Below are 23,812 nucleotides of genomic sequence, written 5' to 3' on the forward strand. Positions count from 1 at the left end.
AGTCCCCCATCCAGCAGAATAAAAAGCGGTACATTCTCTTTTAAACATACCTTTATGACCACAGCCGGACTCACTTCTACCCTCATTAACAGTATTCTCTCCATTAAACCCCTCGCCACCTTAGCCAAACACCAAGCCCGGCAAATGATCATCAAACGAGCCGAAAAAATCGGCGTTCCTTGGCGAGAAGAAGTCAAAACCCTGCAAACCCTTGATTGGACTCCCCGACTCCAAGCCATCCAAAACCCCAACATCACCTACCCAGAATATTATCTACAGTTCTTCCATGCTTATGAAAAAGGCAATCTCTGTTGGGAAGCTGCCCTAGAAGTAGAAGTTGCCGCCAAAGCCGTTCATGCCCAACTCTGGAAAGATACTGGCGCTCAAGGAGATGAACGCTTACGCCAAACCTATCATCAAATCCTCCTCCAACAGCTCACCCCCGCCCCCCAAGATATCCTAGATGTGGGCTGTAGCATTGGTATGAGTACCTTTGCCCTCCAAGACACCTATGCCAACGCCACCCTCACCGGACTCGATTTATCCCCCTACTTCCTCGCCGTAGCTGGATATCGAGCCGAACAGAGACAAAACCAGCAAAAAAACCCCAACCGTTGGATTCATGCCCGTGCAGAAGAAACTGGACTGCCTGATGCTTCCTTCGATCTCGTTTCCCTCTTCCTCATTTGCCATGAATTACCCCAACACGCCACCCATCAAATCTTCCGCGAAGCTCGGCGAATATTGCGTCCCCAAGGTCATTTGGCAATCATGGACATGAATCCTCAGTCAGAAGTTTACAAAAAAATGCCCCCCTATGTGTTTACTTTACTCAAAAGTACAGAACCCTATATGGATGAATATTTCACCCTAGATATTGCTCAAGCCTTAGTCGAGGCTGGGTTTAAAACTCCCTTGATTCAACCCAACACCATCCGCCATCGCACCATTATTGCTCAATGTGCCTAATAAACAGGACTCGATTTTGGGGATTGGGTTAACATGGAGAGAACTATCATCTAATCTTGTGTAGGACTAGAGCGTGTCTATGAGTTCCTTCGCCCTCTCTCCTTCTACCCTCCCCACTGTCGAACAACGCCTGGTTTTATCAGGAGTCAGTTGGCGGCAATATGAACTCTTTTTAGCCACTCTGGGAAATGATTTTCCTAATTTGCGACTGAGTTACTTAGAAGGAGTCCTAGAAATTATGGCCACTTCCCCAGAGCATGAAGAACTGAAAACGATGATTGGGATGCTTTTGGAAGCTTATTTTCAAGAAGCGCGGATTCGTTTTCATGGTATGGGTTCGGCGACGTTTCGCAAAGAGATGGCGCAAAGAGGACTCGAACCCGATGAGTGTTATTGTCTGGATGGTAAGAAAGAATTCCCCGATCTGGCGATCGAAGTGGTGGTCACGAGCGGTATGGTGGACAAATTAGAGATTTATAAAGGTTTGGGCGTTCAGGAAGTTTGGCAATGGAAAGAGGGAAAATTTTCCCTCTATCACTTACGTTCTACAGGATATGAGGCGATCGCCAAAAGTGAACTGCTCCCCAACTTAGATATCTCCCTATTAACCCGTTGCGTCAAACCCAACGAACAATTTGATGCCGTCATGGAGTTTCGCGATCGCCTTCGCCAAGTGTAGAGTGGTTTAATCACACACTCTACAACCTGAATTCAAGTTAACCTGCCGTCGCCGTTGCCCCTACAGTTTCCTTAAGTAATTCCACCTTATCCGTTTTCTCCCAAGGCAAATCTAAATCATTACGGCCAAAATGACCATAAGCCGCCACATCCTGATAGAAACGGCCTCCTCGTTCTTGGGGAAGAGTACGCAAGCCAAAGGTTTCAATAATTCCTGCCGGACGGAATTCAAAGATTTTCTTCGCTGCTTCTAGCAACTGCTCATCATCAACCTTACCTGTACCAAAAGTTTCAATCATGATGCTCATGGGACGAGCAACCCCAATCGCATAGCTCAGTTGAACTTCACATTTTTCTGCTAATCCAGCCGCCACAATGTTTTTAGCCGCATATCGACAAGCGTAGGCAGCAGAGCGATCTACCTTAGTGGGGTCTTTACCCGAAAATGCACCGCCCCCATGGCGAGAATAACCACCATAGGTATCAACAATAATTTTACGCCCAGTTAGACCGGCATCCCCTTGAGGGCCACCCACAACAAATTTACCAGTAGGATTAACAAAATACTTAGTTGTACTGTCTGGTTTAATGTCTAAATCAGCAAACACCGGAAGCACCACCGCATCCCAGAGATCAGATTTAATTTTTTTCTGAATTTCCGTATTATCAGTTAGATCCCCCAGGGTCGCTGCATGTTGAGTGGAAATCAATATGGTATCAATAGCAACGGGTTTACCGTCTTCATAGGCAACCGTCACCTGAGTCTTACCATCAGGGCGCAGATAGGAGAGTTGCCCAGTTTTGCGGACTGCGGCCAAGCGGCGAGCCATACGGTGAGCCAAACTAATGGGTAGGGGCATTAATTCGGGGGTTTCATTGCAAGCAAACCCAAACATTAAGCCTTGATCCCCTGCACCCGTAGAGTCCCAGCGCTCTTCGCTCGACATTTCTCGCTGTTCGGCAGCAGCATCGACCCCTTGGGCGATATCGGGGGATTGAGTATCGAGGGCTACAAGAACCGAGCAACTGTTGCTGGTAAAGCCCCCTTCGCTGTCTACATAGCCAATTTCCGCAATTTTTTGCCGCGCCAAATCAATATAATTGACTTGGGCTTGGGAGGTAATTTCACCAGTAATAAGCACTAATCCGGTATTGACGACGACTTCAGCCGCTACACGGCTGGCGGGATCTCCAGCTAAGAGAGCATCGATGATGGTATCTGAGATTTGATCGCAGATTTTGTCAGGATGGCCTTCAGTTACGGATTCGGAGGTAAATAAATAACGACGAACCAAGGATCAAGTCTCCTTTTATTGAATAATGGTGAACTCGAATCAAGGGATTCTTATCTCTTGCTCAGAGATACTACAGAAACCCAATCGGGGTTTCCATAAGGTTGATTCAATTGTTGTAGAGGGGAATATTTCCTACTCTAGCTAACATTCCAATTTAACTGATGACTTGTATTTCGTCTAATTTAGAGATAATGACATCCGCTTGGTCTAAATTGGGCGATCTACTCCATCCCCAAGATATACCAATGGTTCCGGCGGCGTTGGCTCGGCGAGCCATGGTAAAATCTCCTGGAGAATCACCCACCATCAAAGCCTGCTGGGGGGGGACTCCCAACTGTTCGCAAGCTGACCAAAACACTTGGGGATTGGGTTTGGTGAGCTGAGGTTCTGCCCCTTGGATCGCTTCAATATAATCTTTTAGGTGATAAAAATCGAGAAATTTTTCTATATTTTCGCGGATATCAGAAGAAACGACCCCTAATTTTAGATGCGATCGCCGCAAATGGTCAAATCCTTCAGCCACTCCAGGAAATACCACCGTTTCCTTAGCCTTATTTTGCATCACCTGGTCAGCTTCCTCGAAGGCTTGGGCAACGATTTCTAACGATTCCAGCCAACTGCGTCCAGTTTCGGCAATATAGGCCGCCGCCGCTATTTTATTTTCTTGGCGACTGCCCACAGCCGTTAACCCAGCCGGGTTAAATCCCCATTCATCTACCCCAAAGGCCATCAGTAGGGGTTCACCCACGCCAGGAATTTGGGCATCGATTAACCGCGCTCTCCGTTGAGCCAGATGGCGTAAATAGGGTTCTGAATGGGCTAGAGTTCCATCCTTATCAAAGAGAATAGCCCTAATATTTTCAAACTGGCGATCATTACAGACAATGGTCACCCCACTTCCGCTTCGCACATCCAAACCTGGCACTTCCCCCGATCCTAATTTCACAAACAACAAGTTGGGTGGGACTAGCCCACCCATACCAGGGTCTCATAGCTCCTCCCTTGGCTTCTATTCAGCAGCAGCTAACTCTTCCTCTGGGGCTTCTAATGAAGTCTCTTCCGGTTCCGATGATTCGACTACTGGGGCCTCATCCTGGGGTTCTGCTGGCACTTCTTCCCCATTTTCTACCGGCTCAACGGAAGCTTCTGGAGCCTCTGTTGTTCCTTCAACTGCTTCCTCCACAGGTGTTTCAGCCGTTGCTTTAGCACCTTCTTCCGGCAGTTCAATCCCTTCAGCCTGAGCGCGGAGTTTCTGACGATAGCGCTCCGCCATTTCTTCAGCTTTATCGTAAACCAAATCGGGATTCTTCACCATGTCCCCTGGTTCCGGTTCCAATTGCTTGGTAGACAGGGAAATCCGCCCCCGCTCTGCATCCAAGTCAATAATCATCACTTTGATCTCATCATTGACATTGAATACACTGTGGGGAGTGTCGATATGATCGTGGGAAATCTCAGAAATATGCAGCAGACCACTGACTCCGCCGATATCGATGAAAGCCCCATAAGGCTTGAGACCGCGAACCATCCCTAAGACCACCTCGCCCACTTCTAGGCGGTTCATCTTCCGTTCTACCAGCGCTCTTCTATGGCTGAGAACCAGACGATTGCGATCTTCATCCACTTCCAAGAATTTTAGGGGCAATTCTTCGCCCATTAAATCTTCTTTGGGTTTGCGAGTGCTAATATGGGAGCCGGGAATAAAGCCCCGTAGTCCTTCAATTCTGACTAGCGCTCCCCCCCGGTTCGTAGCGAATACCTGGGCCCGGACGGTGGCATCTTCTGCTTGCAGTTGCCGGACTCTTTCCCACGCTCTCATATATTCTATGCGGCGAATGGAGAGGGTCAGTTGTCCATCTTCATTTTCATCGGTGAGAATGAAGAACTCACGGGTTTCATTAGACTGTAAGACTTCATCGGGAGCATCGATGCGATTAATAGACATTTCCTGAATAGGAATATATGCTGCGGTTTTCGCGCCGATGTCAATCAGAGCGCCCCTTGGCTCCAGACTGAATACCGTACCAGCTACGGTATCGCCAGGGCTAAAATGATAGTCATATTTATCGAGCAGTGCCGCAAAATCTTCGTGGGTAAAACCAATGTCTGTAGCCGTTAATTCCTGATTGACCATGCGAATGATTTCCTAGTAATTATCTCCGTATCTTTTGCTGGGGTTTACAGTGGGGACGCATTTTCGCAGCCTCCAAACCTCTATAGGGTTACTCTCTGGTATGCACCTGAGCCTAACCCAATCTGCTTATAACACAGACATTCTATAATACCCTATTTTTGCACTTCAATACCAGTCCCCTAGTCTAAAAAATCAGTTGAGGGGAAAAGGAAAGAAATATAAGTAAAAACCACTAGGCAGATTGAGTGCCAGGGATTTGTCGCATGAGGGTGGCCATTTCTAGGGCATTCATGGCATAATTCCAACCCAGGTTACTTTTAATTCCTGCCCTTTCTAGGGCTTGTTGTAGGGTATCGGTGGTAAGGATACCAAAGATCACAGGCACTCCGGTTTGAAATCCCGCAGCAGCAATGCCTTTGGCCACTTCAGCCGACACATAGTCAAAATGGGGGGTATCGCCTCGGATCACGGCTCCCAAACAAATAATAGCATCGTATTGTTTGGCGATCGCCATTTGCCGAGCCACTAAGGGGATCTCAAAACTCCCCGGAACCCAGATATAATCCACTTGAGTCCCATTGGGATCGATATCTACCCCATGTCTTTTCAAGCAATCTTGACACCCAGTCAGCAACTTTCCGGTTACCAGATCATTAAACCGGCCAATAATAATAGCAAACCGCAATCCCTCGGTTTGGGTAAATGTTCCCTCAAAAACGGTCATAGTTATAGTGCTTCGCACGGTAAAAAAGGGCGATCTCTAGGGAGGGTCAACCATTAGTGTCAAGAATAACTAAGGATTGACCCATGCTCAGAAGCTTAGACTACAAAAAAATTCAAGATGCCAACCAGGACAACCAAAGCCGCCCAGAAGCCAGAACCAACGTAAAGCAGGGGTTTAGATTGTTCCCAGTTTTGGGGCAGAGCATAGGCAACCGGAACAGCCACCACTAAAACGAAGGATAAAAGAACTAAAGCAAATAAGGATAGTTGAAACAGAATTGACATGATATGTTCTCCTAACACGAGCAAGCAAATGGATTTAGCCAGGGATGGCTTTTGTTTTACTATAGTGCATTATACGGGATCGCCGTTTCTGCTTCGATCGCAGAGGTTAAGATCCCCTTTTTTAAACAGGGAGTTTTCATTCTCGCCTCATTCATGTCGGCGATGGGGGGATGGGGGGATAGGGAGATGGGGAGATAGGGGGTTTTTATCCTATTATTAAACGTCAACTTTTGAAAAAAGGGATAAAATCCTCTCCCCATCAGACAAGGGAGTTACTTAACCTCCAAGAGTTCCACATCAAAAATCAAGGTCGCATTGGGGGGAATGACACCGCCTGCGCCTCTGGCTCCGTAGCCTAAGTCTGGGGGGATAGTGAGGGTTCTGCGTCCACCGACTTTCATGGACATTACCCCTTCATCCCAGCCTTTGATCACTTGGCCAACGCCAATGGTAAAGGTAAAGGGGCTGTTACGATCGCGGGAACTATCGAATTTTTTCCCATTTTCCAAGGTTCCCGTATAATGAACCGTCACTTTATTCCCTTTTTCTGGGCTTTTTCCTTCTCCCACCACCAGATCCACATACTTGAGACCCGATGGAGTCATTGTCGCTTCTGCGGGGGCTAAATTTTCACTGCTATTCTCGGCACTAGCCATCAGTTGAGTTGCTCCTTGATTAGTCATTTCAGTGATTCCCGGAGGGGAAACCTCTGATACCTTAGCAGCATTAGCCTCACTGGGTGAACTAAACAGTTGAACCGCTACCAAAACTACGGCACAGGTAACCATTACCCCAAAAGTAATCCAAATTTCTTTCACTTAAACTGTCCTCCATGCGATCGTCGATTCAATAGCGCCATTAACGCCAAAGTTTATTTTCCAAGTCTCGCACTTGGCGCTCCAATCGGTCTAGCCTTCCCCGCAACTCATCCATCTCGGCTTGACGGGGAACGCCCAAATCCATTAATAAATTCCGCAGTTGGCGTTGAAACTGTTCGTCAAAGCTTCCTTGCTCGGTTTTGAGCTTGTCTACCAGGTCATCCATCATGTTTTTTGCCTGATCTGGGGGGATTGTACCGTTTTTCACCCATTCTTCGCTGGCTTCTCTGAGCTTTTCGGCCACAATAGAAGTAGTTCCTACTCCAAGCATCAGCAATTGATTAATCAAATTATTGTTATCCATAGGGTTGGTTGTTGAGTTGAACGATTTTACCCTGGGAATGAGTTCCCGAACTTGGCCGGGATCTGACCCATGGGATTTAATTCTGTATTGATCTTAACCTTGAATTTCTCTCCATCGGTTATACTGCTCTCTGACATTTTCCTCCCGTTTGGGTAGCCTAAATTCTTGTTTGGCATGACCATCAGATATTCCCGTGAAGCTGATTTACCGAAAATAGTTGAAATTTACAACGCTTCTGTTCCTTGTCGTCTGGCAACAGCCGATCTTGTGCCGATTTCCGTTGAAAGTCGTCTACCCTGGTATCAAGACCATTCTCCAAGCTCCCGGCCCCTTTGGGTTAAGGAGATCGATAACCAGATTGTGGGATGGCTGAGTTTGAATGATTTTTTAAATGGTCGTCCTGCCTATCGAGGGACGGCAGAGGTGAGTATTTACATCGATCCGGGATTTCACCGTCAAGGCATTGGCCGGGAGTTGTTAACCCAGGCGATTGCCTCCGGGCCAGGTTTGGGCTTAACGAGCTTAGTGGCCTTGATTTTTTCCCACAATCAACCGAGTATTTCCCTATTCCAGAAACAGGGATTTGACTGTTGGGGCCATTTGCCCGAAATTGCCAATATGGACGGACTGAAGCGGGATTTGTTGATTTGGGGACGGCATTTGTCGGAGGAAAGACACTAACCAGTCTTTGACATGATAGGTGGCTCGACAGTCATCTTCGTTATAGGAGAGAATCCGGTCTAAGAAGGTGCGATCGCCGCTTTTGAGCCATTGATCATACCAATAAACCGTTTGCGCTCCACTGGCACTCTGATCTCGCCATTCAAATCCCATCCATCGAGCGATGGTTTTTAGGGCATAGCTTTCAATGGGTAGGGTGACGAACCGAGTTACCCGTTCGTGGATGTCTACAAAGCGCCGGATCAGGGGTTTTAATTCGGATTGGGGTGTGCCAAACCGTTGGGCTAAGGCGCTGACGGCTTTGACTTCGTATTCGCAAAAATGGAAAATGGGCATGGGGTGATAGCGATTCACCAGTTCCAGAAAGTTTTGCCACATTCGTTCTTGATCCTCTGGAGACTGGGCTAAAAAAGGATAAAACCGGGAGCGCTGCGCCGTACGATCGATGACCAAAACTCCAAAGAGATATTCTAGATTTAAGTCCGGTTCGGTTTCGATATCAAAATAGAGTTCAACGGGAGTAATGGGAAAATCTTGGGGATTCCAGGGTTTGAGGGCGATCGCCCGTTGTTCTAAACTCGATTGCGCTTGACGGATGATTTGCTGGCTCACCTGAGTCCCAAATTCGGGCGCTAAATCAGGCAAAGATTCGGTCGCTAAGGACTCTAGGGACGTTAGCCCCAGTTCCTGGAGACGCTCATAACGTTTGGGTGTAATTCCGGGAATGAGGGAAAGATGATTTTGGGCTTGAGCCACTTGATGACAATGGGTCAACCATTGACAAAGACTGCATTTTTGCCGACTGATAAACACTTCCGGTTCCTTAGACTCTAGGAGCAGGGTCACGATTTGTCTGAGTAGGGTTTCAAAGTCGGGCCAAAGACGCACTAAATCTACTTTATAAGGCGATCGCTCCCTTAAAATCAATTCCCCTCGATCGGGCCATTCTCCTTGGATTTGACTTAAAATCCAAGCATGAAACACCGAGACCATTTGATATTCTCGCTTCGGGCGTTTCCCCCATTTTATCTCGACCGGAGTATATTTCCAGGGGCCAAAAATAGATTCTCCAGGCGTTTTTACCCATAAAGTCGGATGGCTCAAAAAAGAGAATTTGGCCATTGGCTCAGGCAATAAATGGGGCAGATCCAGAAAGGCTAAATCCGATTCCTCCAGCCAGAGAACACCCTGATAAATAACTTCTACCCCTTCTCCCATCAGAGCCAGGGTGGCTAATGTTCCTTCTTGCCAATTGCCGCGAGCATACTGTGGTTTATGATAGGAATGATGGGCAAGGATCGTTTTTTGGTAGGCGGAACTATCCTGTCTTAATTTCAACAGATAGTCGCTCGGAGGATCTCGTTGGCGATCGTCCCCGTACACATCCAGAAACGCTCGACGATGACAGCGTTGGTAATCCAGTAATAATTGGGCAGTCAACAGCATGATGATTAGACTAACAAAAACCTGTCATAGGATAGGAAAGGGTGAGGATAGAATTCACTGGGATACAGTTTTCCCATCCTATAGTTACCTTCTATTGTCCCTCGATCTTGAAAGATTGCCTTAGATTAACCCTTAAAGTGCCGTGAATCGCAACATGGATGATTCTTCTAACCCAGAAATGTCTCGCCCCTCCATCCGGCGTTTAGCCATTCTTTCCTTAGCGTCTTTGGGCATTGTGGCTCTGTTGTCGATGTCGAGTCAAATTTTGATCCAGCGTACCCTCAAACAACAGATTCGCTCTAGTCGCTTTCTAGAGTTGATGGAGAATTATGGTCGTTTAACTACAGAGGTGACTGAAGAAGCATTTACGGTTAGTCAGGAGTTTATGGCTTCAGAGCAACCCCCTAACGTAGAAGATTTAGTTCGGGTTCGTCAACAATGGAATGCTTTGTATGAGAGCCTCAGCCAGGAGCGATTAGCAGGTGGAGTTAACATTGAAGGTTTAGAGGCAACTTGGGAAAAGATAGAGGCTTGTTATGGGCAAATCGGGAACTTGACAGAAACTCTGGTGAATGCAGAAGCTAATCCTCGTGCCTCTGGGGAGCAGGTACGGGAGCAAGGGGAAAGTTGCGATCGCCTGAATTTAGAGATCCTTAACCAGTGGTATACTCAGACTCCCATTGATTTAAATACCGCTCGCCAAGTGCAATTGGCCCTATTTGGTTTAAGCTTAATTGTTCTGTTCTTGGAAGGGGCCTTAATTTTTTATCCCGGACTTCACCAAATCCGAGATTATATCAGAGCTATCAAATTAGCGGAACAGGAAAAAACCAAGATTACCCAAGAACTGCGAGCCAAAAATATGGCTCTGGATCTGGCATTAGAAGAAGCTCAATCTGCTACCCGGCTTAAATCTGACTTTTTAGCGGTCATGAGTCATGAAATCCGCACGCCTATGAATGGAGTATTAGGCATGACTGGGTTGTTATTGGATACAGAACTGGATGAAGAACAATTAGAATATGTGGAAACCATTCGCAGTAGCGGTCAATCGTTGCTGACGATTATTAATGATATATTGGATTTCTCGAAAATTGAAGCCGGTAAACTGGAGTTAGAAATCCAGCCTTTTGATCTATATGAATGTGTCGAAGAATCCCTAGAATTATTAAGCGCCCATGCTGCCGAAAAAAGTCTCAATTTAGCCTATGAAATCGATCCCCAAACGCCCCATGCTTTGATTGGCGATATTACCCGCTTGCGGCAAATTCTGGTGAATCTCATTGGCAATGGGGTTAAATTTACCAAAGAAGGGGAGGTTTGCGTACAAGTTAAATCAAGTCGCATAGGAGGCTCTCCGAGTCTCATTCCCAATCCAGCCCAGAAAGTTTCTTATGAAGTCCAATTTACCGTTAAAGATACGGGAATTGGCATTGCTAAAAAGTTACAAAGCAAGCTCTTTCAGTCCTTTTCCCAGGTGGATGCTTCCACTACCCGTCGCTATGGAGGAACGGGTTTAGGCTTATCTATTTGTAAGCGCTTAAGTGAGTTAATGGGCGGTAAAATGTGGGTCGAGAGTGAAGAAGGACAAGGGGCACAGTTTCACTTTACCATTGTGGCGGAAGGGGCGCAATCGCCCATTCCCATTCATTTACGCAATAGTCAACCTCAGCTACGGGAGAAGAGACTGTTAGTGGTCGATCCTTCACCAACCAATCGTAGAATTTTAAAAGACCATGCCCAACGGTGGGGTATGAATAGTTTAGAGCTGAGTAAACCAGAAGAGGTCATCAATTGGATGAAGCGCTCTATTCCCTTCGATGTGGCGGTGATTGGAACGCCCCCTTTAGAGGCATCCTTAGAGGATTTAGTCGCTCAAATTCGACAATACCGCGATCGCGACTCTTTGCCCTTAATTTTACTCACCTTTAGCGGCATAATCAACAAGTCTTGCCAAGAAAAATTTGATTCGACCCTTTCTAAACCGATTAAACTCTCTCAACTTTACCGAATTTTAATCAGTCTGTGCGCGGGACGGACAGGAGATAACCATAACTCGACCATAGAATGGATATCGAATCCTGCAAATACTCAACCTACAGAGGCGATAGAAAATACCCATCAACCACCCTTGTCTCCGGTAAGTAAATCTGAACCCTTCAATTCGCAGTTTAAACCGGCAAATCTGGAAAATTATGCTGAAGATTCATCAATTTATCATCTCCGGATTCTTCTAGCTGAAGATAATAGTGTCAATCAAAAAGTTGCCATTAAAATGTTAGACCGTTTAGGTTATCGCGTCGATGTCGTTAGTAATGGCTTAGAAGTGATAGATGCTCTGCAACGGCAATTTTATCATATCATTTTAATGGATGTACAAATGCCAGAAATGGATGGCCTAGAAGCCACCCGATATATCTGTCAAAATTGGCAGCCTTCCCAGCGTCCCCATATTATCGCCATGACAGCCGGAGCTGTTGATGGAAATCAATGGCAATGTTTAGAAGCAGGGATGGATGATTATGTCAGTAAACCGGTGAAAGCAGAAGCCCTACAAGCTGCCTTAGAGAGAGCTAAAAGTAAACTACAAGAAATGCAGAGCATATCCGCCCCCGTGAAGTTAAATTTGGCGATGAATCCCGGCAGAGAAGAAAGTTTAGATTGGCAAACATTTAATCGCCTGCGCGATGAGTTAGATAGCGAAGATGATCCAGAATTTTTTAGCGACTTGATCGATCAATTTTTGGGAGATGTGCCCAAAATCCTGGAAGAGATGAAGCAGTCCGCCCAAAAACAAGATACGGAAACTTTAACGATTAAAGCTCATACCCTTAAGGGGAGTTCTCGAACCTTTGGCGCTAAGGCTTTGGCGAACTTATGCCGAGATTTAGAAGCGGAGGCGAAAACCGCTAGTTTGGTGCAATTAGGACAGAAAATTGCCCAAATTGAAGTAGAATTTAATCATGTCAAATCGGTATTAGAACAACAAAAGCAATAAGTCTATTATTGATCGATGAACAATCAAAATATTCAACCATCTACTTATGCCTTAGTGCGGGAATACTTGGCCGATTGGTTTTCGGGCTATAATGCTCTAAATATCCCCATTCATCCCCAAGATGAGATGCTGCTGTTTTTGCTCGATGCACAAAGTTATCAAGGGCAAAAAGAGCAAGCTGTTTTAGCTTATTTTAAGTCAGCTCAGGAAATTGTCGATCGCGTGGATCAGGTCATTCAATGGCATCATCAGGGTTGGCATAAGATAGACCGTTTTTTAGAGTTTGCCTGTGGGTATGGACGCTTAACGCGATTTTGGGTAGAAAAACTGGAGAAAGAAAAGGTTTGGGCTTCGGATATTTATACCAATGCAGTTAATTTTGTTTCCCAAGAGTTAGGGGTGCATGGGATTTATTCTGTGGTCGATCCGAGCAGTTATCACTGTGAGGAAAAATTTAATTGTATTGTGGTTTATTCTTTGTTTAGTCACTTGCCGGAAGATCGGTTTGTCCAATGGTTAAGTCGTTTAGATCATTTATTGCTACCCGGTGGTTTATTGTTGTTTAGTGTTCATGATAAAGCCGTGAAACCCCCCGGTTATGAAATGCCGGAATCGGGGATTTTATTTGTGGAGCAAAGCGAAAGTCAATCTCTAGATCGGGCGGAATATGGTTCAAGTTGGGTGACGGAGGAGTTTGTTAAGGGGGCGATCGCCGCTTCTATGGGCGATCGAGTCTCTTCTGCTCGCTTTCCCAGAGCGTTTACCCTGCAAGACTTGTATGTAGTGGTTAAAACCCCGGATCGCGACTTTTCTGACTTAAAAATCGATTTTACCCCTAAAGGCGCTCTAGAGAGCTATTTTATGGATGCTCAGGGGCGATTTTTCTTGCAGGGATGGAGCGCCATTGTGCAACCGGATCATGGGGTAGCAGAAATTCAAGTGTGGTGGAAAGGAAAAGGGGGTAATCAATTGCTACAAAGATGCATCCCCTCAATGCCTTCTCCAAAAGCGGCACAAGTGTTGGGAATCAATCCGCAATGGACGGAAAAATCTGGATGGTGGTGTGGGTTCAGTTTACCGGAGGAAGTGGATTTAGAAACGGGTATCCTGATGATTAAGTCCGTGAGCGATCGCCAGAAAGAACGGATTATTTACTTAAACTGGATGAAAACCTTATTACTTGATGGGATACCCGCTCAGAAGGCAGTACCAACTTCTTGGAAACAGGCGATCGAGTCTCAATCCAATTGGTGGCGCTCCAAACTGTTAGATAATATTGGGTCTAATAATATTCAATCCCATCTTGACCGTGCTACCCTTAAACCGGCTGTTGATGCCAAAGGGGTAATTTTAGAATTAGAAGGATGGGTGGTTGTCTTAGACTCCGATCTCACCATTAAAGATATCCAAATTTTCCTCAATGGCACACTGAAACAGCGCTGCTTACCTTCTTGTTTACGTCCAGATGTAGCCCAATATTGGGGAAAAGTGGATTATGGTTATAGTGGCTGGATCGCCCAATTTTATTATCCAGAAGAGATGCAACCGGAGCATTATCGCCTGAAAATTGAGATTCTTGATTCCCAAGGAAAAATTCATACCCTTTGCGATTGGATTCTGGCTAACTTATTATGAACATACCCTCTCCCATTTTTGATTTTTAATTGATTATGAATCTAACGGAACATCGGCAACAACTTACAGCTCTGAAGAATAAAGGATACTTTAATTATGGCGGTCAAGGGCCGCTGCCGGAATCAGCACTAGAAGCTATTTTTAACTCCTATCGCCACATTCAAAATCTGGGGCCATTTTCCCATGGGGTGGGGGATTGGGTGGCTCAAGAATTGCAGGCAACCAGGGAAGTTATTGCGGCTGAACTTCAGGTTCCCCCTAGTTGTATTACCCTCACAGAAAATGTGTCCATGGGATGTAATATTGCCCTGTGGGGAATTCCCTGGAAAGCGGGAGATCATATTCTATTGAGTGATTGCGAGCATCCGGGAATTATTGCCGCAGCTCAAGAAATTGGCCGTCGGTTTGGGGTTTCGCTCTCCACTTGTCCAGTTTTGGAAACGCTGAATGAAGGGAACCCGGTAGAGGCGATCGCCAGTCGAGTCCAACCTAACACTAAACTGGTGATTATCAGCCATCTGCTCTGGAATACCGGTCAAGTGTTGCCGCAAAAGGAAATTGTAGAGCAAGTGCGATCGCAAAATCCCAACACTCAAATTTTAGTCGATGCTGCTCAATCCGTCGGCTCTTTACCCCTCAATTTAACGGACGATGGAGTAGATTTTTATGCCTTTACCGGTCATAAATGGTGGTGTGGCCCGGAAGGATTAGGCGGTTTATACATGCGTCCAGAAGCCTTAGAAACCCTGAATCCCACCTATATCGGTTGGCGTGGCATTCTCACCACCACCACCGGCCAACCCAAGGGATGGAAACCCGACGGCCGACGCTATGAGGTCGCAACCTCTGCGTATCCTCTACTCGCAGGACTGCGGGAGTCCATTTCCTTTCATCAATCCTGGGGTACAGCTCAACAGCGCTACGATCAAATCTGTAAACTCAGTGCTATACTCTGGGGTAAGTTGGGACAAATCCCCCAAGTGCATCGACTGCGAACAGCGCCCCCAGAATCGGGTTTAATTTCCTTCCAACTCGAAAGCGGCAAACACGAGCAACTCGTCAGTGCTTTAGAAGCGCAAAACCTGATGGTGAGAACGATCCTGAATCCCAACTGTGTCCGGGCTTGTGTTCACTATTTTACCGAAGTTGGGGAAATTGAGCGACTGGTGGCGGCGATCGCACAAGGTTGTAAGTAGGGTAAACAAATATTGCGATCGGATCTGCGTCTTCCTGGTGTTAGAGGAGTCGCATTGGTTACAGGTCGCATCGTACAACCCGTCAGCGACAATCGCAAACATAACAGGATTAGAGCTAATATCAATTGTTGGGACTTCACGGTACTTGCTTCCTCCAAGCGATAGACCCTGCTATCCTCTTCAGGTTATCCCATAGCAGATGAAGAATCGGTAAGGAACAAGGGAAGACACAACAAGATTCTGTCAAGTTTTCTTCAATATCCCATCAAGTCAATCCGTAAGTTTACATAAAAATTAAATCACTAGAGAAAATCTCTAAAACTGTAACAAAACTGTTACAGTTGAAAGAAGAAACTTCAATAGCCTTGATATGACTGAACCAGAAACCTCTCTTATCCCTGCCGAGGAACCCAAAACCTCCCCAGAAGAACCTCAAGCCAGCTACGTGAAACTAGCGATGAGGAACATGGTGCGTAAAGGAGGAAAATCCTTAACCCATTTTGCCCTGACAACCCTTGCACTCTTGGGTTTGTTGGTGGGACTTTCTTACCTCACTCGATAGGAGAATTGCTCTATGGATGTTGAAGTTAATATTGACATCACTATCCCTGAGTCTCCGGTTACGCCAGAACTCTTGCATCAATGGTTTTGTACATGGCTAGAGAATCTCGATCTTCCTCCAGCTCCTGCCTATGAACTCAGTTTACGCTTAACCGATAATCAGGAGATTCAGAGCTTCAATAGTCAATATCGCCAGCAAGATCGACCTACGGATGTCTTAGCCTTTGCTGCTCTAGAGACTGATACCCCTCTTCTGCCAGAGAGCGAAGACCCCTTATACTTAGGGGATATGATCGTTTCGGTAGAGATGGCTAGGGATCAGGCTCAACAACAGGGCCATTCAGAAACGATAGAACTCGCTTGGCTGGCTGCCCATGGTTTACTGCATTTGTTGGGTTGGGATCATCCCGATGAAGCCAGTTTAGAGGCGATGTGGGACAAACAAGTGTCTCTGCTGGAGCAGGTGGGTTTAGAGTTGGGCAACCGTGAGGGGATGTCAACTGCGATGAGATGAGTTAACCTCATGGTGAATTCAGTTTTTGCTGATGGCCTGGGTTGCTCTACAGATAACAGAATCCAACGAAAGCAAATATAGACAGATCCCCAGCTTTGCCCTCAATTATGGTGAACCTTATGTCCAGTAAACTCTCTATTTCAACCGTTGAATCGACCCATTCCTCAAGGGTGGCTAATCGTAACTTATCTTGGCATGTGGCGGAGAACTTACTTACCAGTTTTAAGTATGCTTGGGCTGGAGTGACTTATGCTTTTAGGACGCAGAGAAATTTTCGCATCCATGTGATCTGTGCAAGTTTGGTGATGATGCTCGGATCTCTGTTGCATGTCAATGCGGTGGAAGCGGCCATTTTGGCGGTGATGATTTGTTTGGTTTTGGTGCTAGAGTTGCTCAATACGGCTTTAGAGGCCGTGGTAGATTTAACGGTAGAACAAAACTATCATGAGTTGGCGAAAATTGCTAAAGATTGTGCGGCTGGTGCGGTTTTGATCTCGGCGATCGCCTCAATTCTGGTAGGAGTGATTCTACTATTGCCTAAAATGCTTCTCCTGTTCTCTTAACGGCTCCCATGATCATTGTTATCGATAACTACGATAGTTTTACTTACAATTTAGTTCAATATTTGGCTGAATTAGGGCAAGAGTTTCCCCAAGCGAAAGAGATTAAGGTGTATCGAAACGATCGCATCTCTCTGAAAGAAATTCAAGCGCTTAAACCGGATGCGATCGTGATTTCTCCAGGGCCGGGACGACCGGAAGATTCGGGGGTATCCCTAGAGGCGATCGCCAAATTAGGGACAAAAGTGCCCATTTTGGGGGTTTGTCTGGGTCACCAAGGCATCGGTCAAGTGTTTGGCGGTAAAATTGTCTCGGCTCCTGTCCTCATGCATGGTAAAACCTCACCCATTCACCATAGTGGAGTGGGGATTTTTGCCGGTCTAGAAAATCCCTTAAATGCCACCCGCTATCATAGCTTGGTGATTGACCGTAGCAGTTGCCCAGAAGATCTAGAAATTACCGCTTGGGTTGAAGATGGTACGATCATGGGCGTTCGTCATCGTCAATATCCCCACATTCAAGGGGTTCAGTTCCATCCCGAAAGTATTCTCACCACTAAAGGTAAAGACCTATTGCGGAACTTTCTGCGATCACTCTCTTCTTGAAGCGCGAAACTGCACCATACATAGATAAACCGCACCATAGATAATCAATAGTGGATGAGAGAGAATTAATTACCCATGAAACGGCGCAACTTTATCAGCATGACAGGAGCAATGGCGATCGCGACTATCGCCAGTTCTGCTTATTCTTCAAGAGCCGCTACCCCCAGTGGACTCACCATACAGAGCCTCGGCCATACCTGCTTCCGGTTTATGGGGGGCGGTCATCAGATTTTGGTCAACCCCTTTCGCCCCATTGGTTGTACCGCTAAATACCCCGCCCCCAATGTAGAAGCGGATCTCGTGTTAATCAGTTCCCAATTGTTGGATGAAGGCTATGTAGAAAACCTACCCGGCCAACCCCGACTCCTGTTTGAACCCGGAGATTATCAACTCGATGATGGCTTGCAGGTGCGGGGAATGGCGGCCGAGCGCCTGGAAAAACGGCCCGGTAGTCGCTTTCCCAGTAATGTGGCTTGGGTATGGAAACAGGCCGGGATTAAAATTTTGCACCTAGGGGGGATGGCTTCTCCCATTACCGTAGAGCAGAAAATTCTCATCGGTCGGCCAGATGTGGTGTTGATTCCGGTGGGAGGAGGGCCGAAAGCCTACAACCCGGAAGAGGCCAAAACTGCCCTCGATATGCTCAACCCTAAAATGGTGATTCCTACCCATTACCAAACCCAACACTCCGATCCTCAAACCTGTGATTTGCAGAGCGTTGATGACTTTTTGGCCTTGATGAATGGCACTCCAATTCAGAGAATAACGGGCGATCTCCTGACCCTGCAAGCCAATAGTCTGCCCAGTGAAGGCTCGCAAATTAAGGTGCTGTCATTCTAGGCGATGGTTTTGACCCGATCCGGCTACCTCTTAAAGTGGGCTTTTCCTTCAGAAATGGCTCTCCTATTTTGCCCCTAAAGTTGCTCCATAAAAGCCGGAAAGATAACTTTTATCTCTAGGGTTTTTAATCCCATCATGGTAGTATGAGATGACAACTTTTCTGGATTGGACTTGGAAAAGTTCACTGTTGTTTTCTAAATTACCCCGAACTTTGAACTCCCCTAGGGGACTTGAACAAAAAAGCATACCCATTTACATCCCTCGTCCCATGCTCAAACCCAAACCCCATCGACTTTGGCTCCTTGGTTTAATGGTTGTAACTGCCCTAGGATTAATCCTAGGTAGCCCTCACGGGTCTGGGTCTAGCGGACAAGCTGCCCTAGAGCAACCTGCCATAGCCCAAGTTCCTAGTCCTCCGGCCCCTTTGCCTTCTCCGAGTCCAGAAGCCCTACCTGAACCTCCCCCTTCTCCGGAAAGTTCCCCCGCTCCGAGTCCAGGAGCCACTCCTGAACCTCCCTCTATTCCCTCCCCGGAAAGTTCACCGGCTCTCCCCTCCCCTCCCCAAGCTCCCACCCCCCAAGCTCCTACCCCCCAAGCTTCTCCCTCTCCCTTACCTCCCCCTCCCTCTCCTCCCGCTCCAGAGGAAACTCCAGCTATTGAAGCGCCAACTGCACCCCCGTTAGAGGTGGGTGGTGTTTATCAAGATCCTAATGGGTTTTATCAAGTGGCAATTGTTCAAGGCTATAAGGTGGGTTCCACGGGGAAATCTCCCCTGTTTGAATCCCCAGATGGCCAAGTGGCTTATACGGTTTTGCGCCTACCCCGGATTACTAAGCAACGGCTGACTAATGGGATTTTGGCCCAGATTGCCCTTGAGGAATTGCAACGGGGAGAAGGATTGATGGCCCAAAGTTACATTGCCCTCGATGAAGGAGTGGTTCAAGTGCCTTGGACAGGAACCTTAACCCAAGGACGTAATAGCCAACCGATGAGTGGGACTCTGATTTCTACTCAACCGGAACAGGATGTATTTTTGGTATTAATTGCAGCGACGGAAGGGGGCGCGGATCAAGTGCCCAGTCTGCTTTCTACTTTGGTGAATGGTTTGGAGGTTACCTCTCAATAATGTATCGCGATCGCGACCCAGAACTGCCTCGGTTGATAGAACTGATGCCCGCTTCTGGGCGCATGTTCGTACAATTGATCCGCAAACCCGAACAACCCCAAGTGATTCATGCTCCCTTTCCCTTGCCCTGGAAGCGATCACGGCCGGTTTATATCAATTTTGACCTTTTACGCCAATTACCCCTGCCTGAGCAAGATTTAGTGGTGCTACAGGCAGTTTGTTGGGTTTGTCAGGTGGAATGGTTTCAACCCAATCTCTATCAAGGATTAATTGCCTTGGGTTTGCTGGGAACAACGGTTGAGATGCTCCAAGGGGATGCTTTGGGAATTATTGCAGGTGGAGGACTGACGGCTATAGCGGTGATGCAAATCAGACGTAAAAACCGTCAAAGTGATGCTCTGATTGAAGCAGATCGGGCAGCCGTTCGGGTAGCGAGTCGGCGGGGTTATACTCAAGAAGAAGCAACGGAACATTTGTTAAAGGCGATCGAGCATGTGGCTGGAATTGAAGGAAATAGGAGTTTATCTGTAGTGGAGTTACTGCGTTGTCAGAATTTGCGGGTGATGTTAAATCAATAGGAACCCCTGTTCTATAGCAGCGATCTCGATCGTGAGGAGGGTTAGATGGCTCCGGGAAAGAGGATTTTGGCGATCGCCTCTGCATTGCGTTGTTTTCGCCATATCCAGTGGTTATCTTGCCCCTGCTCGCGCAAATGGAGAATCGCCTGATCGATCAATTCTGGGATTTGCCCAAAGTCGTCAAACGTTTCACCGATAAGAGTTGGCCACTTGACTTGATGCGCGATCGCGGGATAATTAGAGGCAATGATATAGCATCCGCAGGAACCCGCATCGCTAATTACGCCACTGGTGCGATAGTAGTAGCGATCGCGATCGTAATGAATCACCAGGATATCGATTTCCTGCAACACCTTGAGATAATCTTCCTCTTTCGTCGTATCCCGCAGGGTTGCTTCTCCATGCTCCAACTCTTTCGGTGTCTTGCTTAAGGGTGTGCCAATCACCAGTTCGCAGTCGGGATGGGTGGCCGTATAGGTGGTAAGCTGTTTGATGAGTTTGGCGATCGGTTTATCCGGACGAATCATCCCCACCACCCCAATCTTAACCCGTCGATCTGCCGGTAACCTCTCCCCTGGTTTCAGCTTCGGTTCCACCTCACTAATAATCGGATGAGGAATCACAAACATCGACTCTGGAGGCAATCGATACCTTTCCGGAATCACCCGATCATCCACCTCCAGCGTCACCACCTTCAGATTTTTAAACAGTTTTAGATAAGTCCTCAGATACATCAACCCCAGATTTTTGATCCCACTCGACATCGCAAACTGCTGATTCCCATGCAAACTCATGAACACCTCTTTCCCCTGTAGAGCTTGCAGTGCGAGCAAAGGAAGCAAAATCGACAGATGTTGATTATAGAGTTCAAAAACAAAGATCGTATTCACCTCTTTCGGAAATCGCAGAGCGCGAGTCCCCATAGCAACATGGCGATACTCCCGACGCAACTGGAGTCCCACCTGATAATTCATCGATTGGGTAAACTTCTTGAACCCCTGGGGTAAAGCGGTTTCCAGAGAAACAAACCCAATCTTCCGTCCTGGGGCATAATCTCCCAGTAAAAGCAGATCTTTTAGACCATTATGCATCAATTGTATCATTTTCAATTAGACCTTAGCTGATGGTTGATACTACATAAAGTTACTCTTAGCCAACTCTTTGACTTTAGGCAATTTCTCTTGGATTTGCTGATGCAGTGCTTCTCTATTTTCTATTGATGATACTAAATAATTCACAAAAACTGAAGGATCGGAGTCTAATAGATCTGTTGGTTCAAAGGTCATATCTTTTAGAGAAAAATGCTGGAATAATCCCTCAAACTTCCCTTGATAGGTAATACAAAATACGGGCACTGCTTGTCCTAATGTAGCAATTGCAAGATGCATTCTACCACTAACTACCAGATCGACTTTAGCCACCATTGCTTTAATTTCTGCTGCACGACAAGGACTCGGAATCTTTGTACAGTAGGATTGCATTTCAGCCGGTAACCCCTCCAGAATTAATTGGGCTAAAGTATCATCACTAGAGTTTCCCTTAATACTTCTGAAATCATGAGGAATTAGTAAAAAACTCAAATTTTGGCGAGCATTGAATAAAGATGACAACCGATCTATATAGGCTTTAACTAATGTTTGTGCAGTTTGATTTTTGATCTTTTCTACAAGCTGGTTATTACAATTTATTCCAATTACAAATCTATCTTCTTTCTTTTGTTTATCAATCCATTCATCAACACTTAAGACTTTATCCGACTCTTGAGCGGGCTGAAGCAGAAAAGCAACATCAGCAACTAATTGTACGGAACGATCAATGCTTTTTTCCAATCGCTCCTGAGAAATGGGATCGCGGGTGCATAGTTGTACCGTAGCAGGTAAATTTTTTATACTTTCAATAGCTATTTTTGTCGGTTGTTTGTTGAAGCTAAATCCTAGGATTGTGCTTTTAACTCCAATGCGGGCTGCCATTTCCACTAGCTTCACTCTTTTGAATGTTACATAATTGGAGTAATAGCCATCCATTAAATCAGCCCCCAAAAAGTAAAATTTTTCAAATTGACTGACAAAATATCCGAACTGAATGGCTTTTCGCAAAAATTTAAACCAGGAAGTATAAATAAAGTAATCACGCATATCAAACGATTCAATTCCAGAAACGGGATACTCCATTTTTATATTATAAGAAACCAATTCAATTGTATCGATTCCTTGGAATTTAAGATGATCGACTGCTGCCACAACCATAGCTTCATCACCTACACTTCCAGGGGCTGAAGGGGGGAGCAGCAATGCAGACGATGGCTTGATTTTAATCCATCCTACCCGTCGAAATAAACGCAATATTAAAGCATAGATTCTAACCAAGATGGAAGAGATAGAGGGCAGAAAGTTAAGAGCAAATTGTTTCATGAAATAGGAATTAATCTCAAGGAAAATTTCAATAGATATTGTGATTCTGCCTTCAAGCAGGCTTAACGCTCTCCATTTAGAGTATAATCAACCCTATGGATAATGATGAGACAATTAGGAGGTAGATAATTGCCCACATTAGGTGTAAATATTGACCATATTGCCACGATTCGCCAGGCTCGGAAAACGGTAGAACCCGATCCGGTAGCGGCTGCTGTGTTAGCTGAACTGGGTGGAGCAGATGGGATTACGGTGCATCTGCGGGAAGACCGTCGCCATATTCAAGACCGAGATGTGCGATTGTTGCGCCAGACGGTGCGAACCCATCTGAACTTGGAAATGGCGGCTACGGAGGAAATGGTGGCGATCGCCTTAGAGATCCAACCCGACTATATCACGCTGGTTCCAGAACGTCGAGAGGAAGTGACCACAGAAGGGGGTTTAGACATTATAGCTGGGGGCGATCGCCTGGCTAGGGTCGTACAAACCTTGCAAAATGCCGGTATTCCCGTCAGCCTGTTTATTGACCCCAACCCTGACCAAATCCAAGCCTCAGCAGACATCAAAGCCAAATTTATCGAACTCCATACCGGAACCTACGCCGAAGCACAGCAAGAAAACGAACGACGAGACCAACTACACCTCCTCACCCAAGGGTGCGAACAAGCGCGTACCCTTGGCTTACGAGTTAATGCGGGTCATGGTCTCACCTACTGGAACGTTTACCCCGTTGCTTGTATTCCCGGCATGGAAGAGCTGAACATCGGCCATACCATTATTAGTCGGGCTGCCCTAGTCGGTCTAGAACGAGCTGTGCGGGAGATGAAACACGCCATTCTGGGAACAACACCCTAAGAACCGGGGAATGGGGCAATGGGGAGGATAGCTTATGGCCTTTTGCCGACAATAACCATTTACCGGTAAAATAACTCTCTGTACTAACCTAAACCAAACCCTATGACCACTTATCACTACGTCCTCGCCAGCAAAAAATTCCTCATGGAAGAGGAACCCCTCGAAGAAGTTTTACGGGAAAGAACTCGTAACTACCAAGAAAGAGAAAAAGAAATCGACTTTTGGTTAGTTCCCCAACCTGCCTTTCTGGAAGCGCCAGAACTTAAAGCAGCAAAAGACAAATGTCCCCAACCCGCAGCCGCAATTATTTCTACAGACCCCCAACTTATCACCTGGCTCAAACTTCGCTTAGAATATGTGCTGACGGGTGAATTTCAAGCCCCATCAGCCACTATTCCTGACCCCTTAGCTTCCCTCGTTGCCTCGTCTTAAGTCCAGAAGACGGATAACCTGTTCAGACTAAACGGGTTAGGCGATAGGCAAAGAGAGAAATAGGGAAGGATGGCACAGTGGCACTATTCAAGAAACCCATTCTACTCT

25 protein-coding genes are annotated in these 23,812 nt (G+C 46.4%); 15 read left to right on the top strand and 10 right to left on the bottom strand.

All coding sequences use genetic code 11. The annotated features are described in order from the left end of the window. Window positions 1-54: 54 nt before the first annotated feature. Both AC3FZD_RS06895 and AC3FZD_RS06900 read left to right on the top strand, forming a co-directional pair. Window positions 55-969, top strand: a complete 915-nt coding sequence (locus AC3FZD_RS06895) for a class I SAM-dependent methyltransferase (RefSeq protein WP_488739418.1) — start codon at window positions 55-57, stop codon at window positions 967-969. A gap of 79 nt (window positions 970-1,048) precedes the next feature. After that, window positions 1,049-1,648: a Uma2 family endonuclease gene (locus AC3FZD_RS06900; protein WP_488739419.1), complete on the top strand. Its 600-nt coding sequence runs from the start codon at window positions 1,049-1,051 to the stop codon at window positions 1,646-1,648. 37 nt (window positions 1,649-1,685) lie between these two features. Here AC3FZD_RS06900 and metK read toward each other — a convergent pair whose 3' ends face one another. From metK to AC3FZD_RS06935, 7 genes are all read right to left on the bottom strand, one after another. Next, the gene (metK, locus tag AC3FZD_RS06905; protein WP_488739420.1) at window positions 1,686-2,942 is read right to left on the bottom strand and encodes a methionine adenosyltransferase; all 1,257 of its coding nucleotides are present in this window, start codon (window positions 2,940-2,942) and stop codon (window positions 1,686-1,688) included. Window positions 2,943-3,096: 154 nt separating this feature from the next. After that, entirely contained in the window at window positions 3,097-3,921 is an 825-nt protein-coding gene (locus AC3FZD_RS06910) for an HAD family hydrolase (protein WP_488739421.1), read from the bottom strand. 30 nt (window positions 3,922-3,951) lie between these two features. Then, complete coding sequence (locus tag AC3FZD_RS06915; protein ID WP_488739422.1) at window positions 3,952-5,076, bottom strand: 30S ribosomal protein S1; 1,125 nt, start codon at window positions 5,074-5,076, stop codon at window positions 3,952-3,954. A 232-nt stretch (window positions 5,077-5,308) separates the two neighbouring features. Then, window positions 5,309-5,800, bottom strand: coding sequence for a 6,7-dimethyl-8-ribityllumazine synthase (ribH, locus tag AC3FZD_RS06920; RefSeq protein WP_488739423.1), 492 nt, complete (start codon window positions 5,798-5,800; stop codon window positions 5,309-5,311). Window positions 5,801-5,895: 95 nt separating this feature from the next. Further along, window positions 5,896-6,084: a photosystem II reaction center protein PsbZ gene (psbZ, locus tag AC3FZD_RS06925; RefSeq protein ID WP_318701533.1), complete on the bottom strand. Its 189-nt coding sequence runs from the start codon at window positions 6,082-6,084 to the stop codon at window positions 5,896-5,898. A gap of 272 nt (window positions 6,085-6,356) precedes the next feature. Further along, window positions 6,357-6,902, bottom strand: a complete 546-nt coding sequence (locus AC3FZD_RS06930) for an FKBP-type peptidyl-prolyl cis-trans isomerase (protein ID WP_488739424.1) — start codon at window positions 6,900-6,902, stop codon at window positions 6,357-6,359. Between the two features lie 40 nt (window positions 6,903-6,942). Beyond that, on the bottom strand, window positions 6,943-7,266 hold the full coding sequence (locus tag AC3FZD_RS06935; protein WP_488739425.1) for a phasin family protein: 324 nt from the start codon (window positions 7,264-7,266) through the stop codon (window positions 6,943-6,945). A gap of 174 nt (window positions 7,267-7,440) precedes the next feature. On the opposite strand from AC3FZD_RS06935, the gene AC3FZD_RS06940 reads away from it, so the two are divergent. Further along, complete coding sequence (locus AC3FZD_RS06940; RefSeq protein WP_488739426.1) at window positions 7,441-7,947, top strand: GNAT family N-acetyltransferase; 507 nt, start codon at window positions 7,441-7,443, stop codon at window positions 7,945-7,947. Here AC3FZD_RS06940 and AC3FZD_RS06945 read toward each other — a convergent pair. Beyond that, window positions 7,831-9,393 carry a TM0106 family RecB-like putative nuclease gene (locus AC3FZD_RS06945; RefSeq protein WP_488739427.1) on the bottom strand — a complete coding sequence of 521 codons (1,563 nt, stop codon included), beginning with the start codon at window positions 9,391-9,393 and terminating at the stop codon, window positions 7,831-7,833. The two genes, AC3FZD_RS06940 and AC3FZD_RS06945, sit on opposite strands and share 117 nt — an antisense overlap. Before the next feature lie 154 nt (window positions 9,394-9,547). Here AC3FZD_RS06945 and AC3FZD_RS06950 point away from each other — a divergent pair, with 154 nt between their 5' ends. From AC3FZD_RS06950 to AC3FZD_RS06995, 10 genes are all read left to right on the top strand, one after another. Continuing rightward, window positions 9,548-12,391: a response regulator gene (locus AC3FZD_RS06950; RefSeq protein WP_488739428.1), complete on the top strand. Its 2,844-nt coding sequence runs from the start codon at window positions 9,548-9,550 to the stop codon at window positions 12,389-12,391. A gap of 15 nt (window positions 12,392-12,406) precedes the next feature. Then, the gene (locus AC3FZD_RS06955) at window positions 12,407-14,026 is read left to right on the top strand and encodes a class I SAM-dependent methyltransferase (protein ID WP_488739429.1); all 1,620 of its coding nucleotides are present in this window, start codon (window positions 12,407-12,409) and stop codon (window positions 14,024-14,026) included. A 29-nt stretch (window positions 14,027-14,055) separates the two neighbouring features. After that, entirely contained in the window at window positions 14,056-15,222 is a 1,167-nt protein-coding gene (locus AC3FZD_RS06960; protein WP_488739430.1) for an aminotransferase class V-fold PLP-dependent enzyme, read from the top strand. A gap of 370 nt (window positions 15,223-15,592) precedes the next feature. After that, window positions 15,593-15,784: a DUF3285 domain-containing protein gene (locus AC3FZD_RS06965; protein WP_488739431.1), complete on the top strand. Its 192-nt coding sequence runs from the start codon at window positions 15,593-15,595 to the stop codon at window positions 15,782-15,784. A 12-nt stretch (window positions 15,785-15,796) separates the two neighbouring features. Continuing rightward, window positions 15,797-16,297 carry an rRNA maturation RNase YbeY gene (ybeY, locus tag AC3FZD_RS06970; RefSeq protein WP_488739432.1) on the top strand — a complete coding sequence of 167 codons (501 nt, stop codon included), beginning with the start codon at window positions 15,797-15,799 and terminating at the stop codon, window positions 16,295-16,297. Window positions 16,298-16,416: 119 nt separating this feature from the next. Further along, the gene (locus AC3FZD_RS06975) at window positions 16,417-16,860 is read left to right on the top strand and encodes a diacylglycerol kinase family protein (RefSeq protein ID WP_488739433.1); all 444 of its coding nucleotides are present in this window, start codon (window positions 16,417-16,419) and stop codon (window positions 16,858-16,860) included. Between the two features lie 8 nt (window positions 16,861-16,868). Next, on the top strand, window positions 16,869-17,462 hold the full coding sequence (locus tag AC3FZD_RS06980; RefSeq protein WP_488739434.1) for an anthranilate synthase component II: 594 nt from the start codon (window positions 16,869-16,871) through the stop codon (window positions 17,460-17,462). A 75-nt stretch (window positions 17,463-17,537) separates the two neighbouring features. Continuing rightward, window positions 17,538-18,302, top strand: a complete 765-nt coding sequence (locus tag AC3FZD_RS06985; protein ID WP_488739435.1) for an MBL fold metallo-hydrolase — start codon at window positions 17,538-17,540, stop codon at window positions 18,300-18,302. 268 nt (window positions 18,303-18,570) lie between these two features. Beyond that, window positions 18,571-19,428 carry a hypothetical protein gene (locus AC3FZD_RS06990; RefSeq protein ID WP_488739436.1) on the top strand — a complete coding sequence of 286 codons (858 nt, stop codon included), beginning with the start codon at window positions 18,571-18,573 and terminating at the stop codon, window positions 19,426-19,428. Continuing rightward, window positions 19,428-20,006 (top strand): DUF3318 domain-containing protein, encoded by a 579-nt coding sequence (locus tag AC3FZD_RS06995; RefSeq protein WP_488739437.1) that lies wholly within the window; start codon window positions 19,428-19,430, stop codon window positions 20,004-20,006. Before AC3FZD_RS06990 ends, AC3FZD_RS06995 begins: the two co-directional genes overlap by 1 nt. 41 nt (window positions 20,007-20,047) lie before the next feature. Here the strand turns inward: AC3FZD_RS06995 and AC3FZD_RS07000 are convergent, their stop codons facing one another. Together AC3FZD_RS07000 and AC3FZD_RS07005 are read right to left on the bottom strand one after the other, a co-directional pair. Beyond that, the gene (locus tag AC3FZD_RS07000) at window positions 20,048-21,109 is read right to left on the bottom strand and encodes a glycosyltransferase family protein (protein ID WP_488739438.1); all 1,062 of its coding nucleotides are present in this window, start codon (window positions 21,107-21,109) and stop codon (window positions 20,048-20,050) included. Between the two features lie 30 nt (window positions 21,110-21,139). Further along, window positions 21,140-22,417 (bottom strand): polysaccharide pyruvyl transferase family protein, encoded by a 1,278-nt coding sequence (locus AC3FZD_RS07005; RefSeq protein WP_488739439.1) that lies wholly within the window; start codon window positions 22,415-22,417, stop codon window positions 21,140-21,142. A gap of 129 nt (window positions 22,418-22,546) precedes the next feature. Here AC3FZD_RS07005 and AC3FZD_RS07010 point away from each other — a divergent pair, with 129 nt between their 5' ends. Both AC3FZD_RS07010 and AC3FZD_RS07015 read left to right on the top strand, forming a co-directional pair. Further along, entirely contained in the window at window positions 22,547-23,272 is a 726-nt protein-coding gene (locus tag AC3FZD_RS07010) for a pyridoxine 5'-phosphate synthase (protein ID WP_488739440.1), read from the top strand. A gap of 102 nt (window positions 23,273-23,374) precedes the next feature. Beyond that, a complete protein-coding gene (locus AC3FZD_RS07015; RefSeq protein WP_488739441.1) occupies window positions 23,375-23,704 on the top strand; it encodes an MgPME-cyclase complex family protein in 330 nt (109 codons plus the stop codon). Window positions 23,705-23,812 lie beyond the last annotated feature (108 nt).

This window comes from Roseofilum sp. KMC-1, from assembly GCF_057802075.1.

Coding starts and splice junctions, on each gene's coding strand:
- AC3FZD_RS06895 (WP_488739418.1), top strand. CDS start 55: ATGACCACAGCCGGACTCACTTCTACCCTCATTAACAGTATTCTCTCC.
- AC3FZD_RS06900 (WP_488739419.1), top strand. CDS start 1,049: ATGAGTTCCTTCGCCCTCTCTCCTTCTACCCTCCCCACTGTCGAACAA.
- AC3FZD_RS06910 (WP_488739421.1), bottom strand. CDS start 3,921: ATGGGTGGGCTAGTCCCACCCAACTTGTTGTTTGTGAAATTAGGATCG.
- AC3FZD_RS06915 (WP_488739422.1), bottom strand. CDS start 5,076: ATGGTCAATCAGGAATTAACGGCTACAGACATTGGTTTTACCCACGAA.
- ribH (WP_488739423.1), bottom strand. CDS start 5,800: ATGACCGTTTTTGAGGGAACATTTACCCAAACCGAGGGATTGCGGTTT.
- psbZ (WP_318701533.1), bottom strand. CDS start 6,084: ATGTCAATTCTGTTTCAACTATCCTTATTTGCTTTAGTTCTTTTATCC.
- AC3FZD_RS06935 (WP_488739425.1), bottom strand. CDS start 7,266: ATGGATAACAATAATTTGATTAATCAATTGCTGATGCTTGGAGTAGGA.
- AC3FZD_RS06940 (WP_488739426.1), top strand. CDS start 7,441: ATGACCATCAGATATTCCCGTGAAGCTGATTTACCGAAAATAGTTGAA.
- AC3FZD_RS06945 (WP_488739427.1), bottom strand. CDS start 9,393: ATGCTGTTGACTGCCCAATTATTACTGGATTACCAACGCTGTCATCGT.
- AC3FZD_RS06950 (WP_488739428.1), top strand. CDS start 9,548: ATGGATGATTCTTCTAACCCAGAAATGTCTCGCCCCTCCATCCGGCGT.
- AC3FZD_RS06955 (WP_488739429.1), top strand. CDS start 12,407: ATGAACAATCAAAATATTCAACCATCTACTTATGCCTTAGTGCGGGAA.
- AC3FZD_RS06965 (WP_488739431.1), top strand. CDS start 15,593: ATGACTGAACCAGAAACCTCTCTTATCCCTGCCGAGGAACCCAAAACC.
- ybeY (WP_488739432.1), top strand. CDS start 15,797: ATGGATGTTGAAGTTAATATTGACATCACTATCCCTGAGTCTCCGGTT.
- AC3FZD_RS06975 (WP_488739433.1), top strand. CDS start 16,417: ATGTCCAGTAAACTCTCTATTTCAACCGTTGAATCGACCCATTCCTCA.
- AC3FZD_RS06980 (WP_488739434.1), top strand. CDS start 16,869: ATGATCATTGTTATCGATAACTACGATAGTTTTACTTACAATTTAGTT.
- AC3FZD_RS06985 (WP_488739435.1), top strand. CDS start 17,538: ATGAAACGGCGCAACTTTATCAGCATGACAGGAGCAATGGCGATCGCG.
- AC3FZD_RS06990 (WP_488739436.1), top strand. CDS start 18,571: ATGCTCAAACCCAAACCCCATCGACTTTGGCTCCTTGGTTTAATGGTT.
- AC3FZD_RS06995 (WP_488739437.1), top strand. CDS start 19,428: ATGTATCGCGATCGCGACCCAGAACTGCCTCGGTTGATAGAACTGATG.
- AC3FZD_RS07000 (WP_488739438.1), bottom strand. CDS start 21,109: ATGATACAATTGATGCATAATGGTCTAAAAGATCTGCTTTTACTGGGA.
- AC3FZD_RS07005 (WP_488739439.1), bottom strand. CDS start 22,417: ATGAAACAATTTGCTCTTAACTTTCTGCCCTCTATCTCTTCCATCTTG.
- AC3FZD_RS07015 (WP_488739441.1), top strand. CDS start 23,375: ATGACCACTTATCACTACGTCCTCGCCAGCAAAAAATTCCTCATGGAA.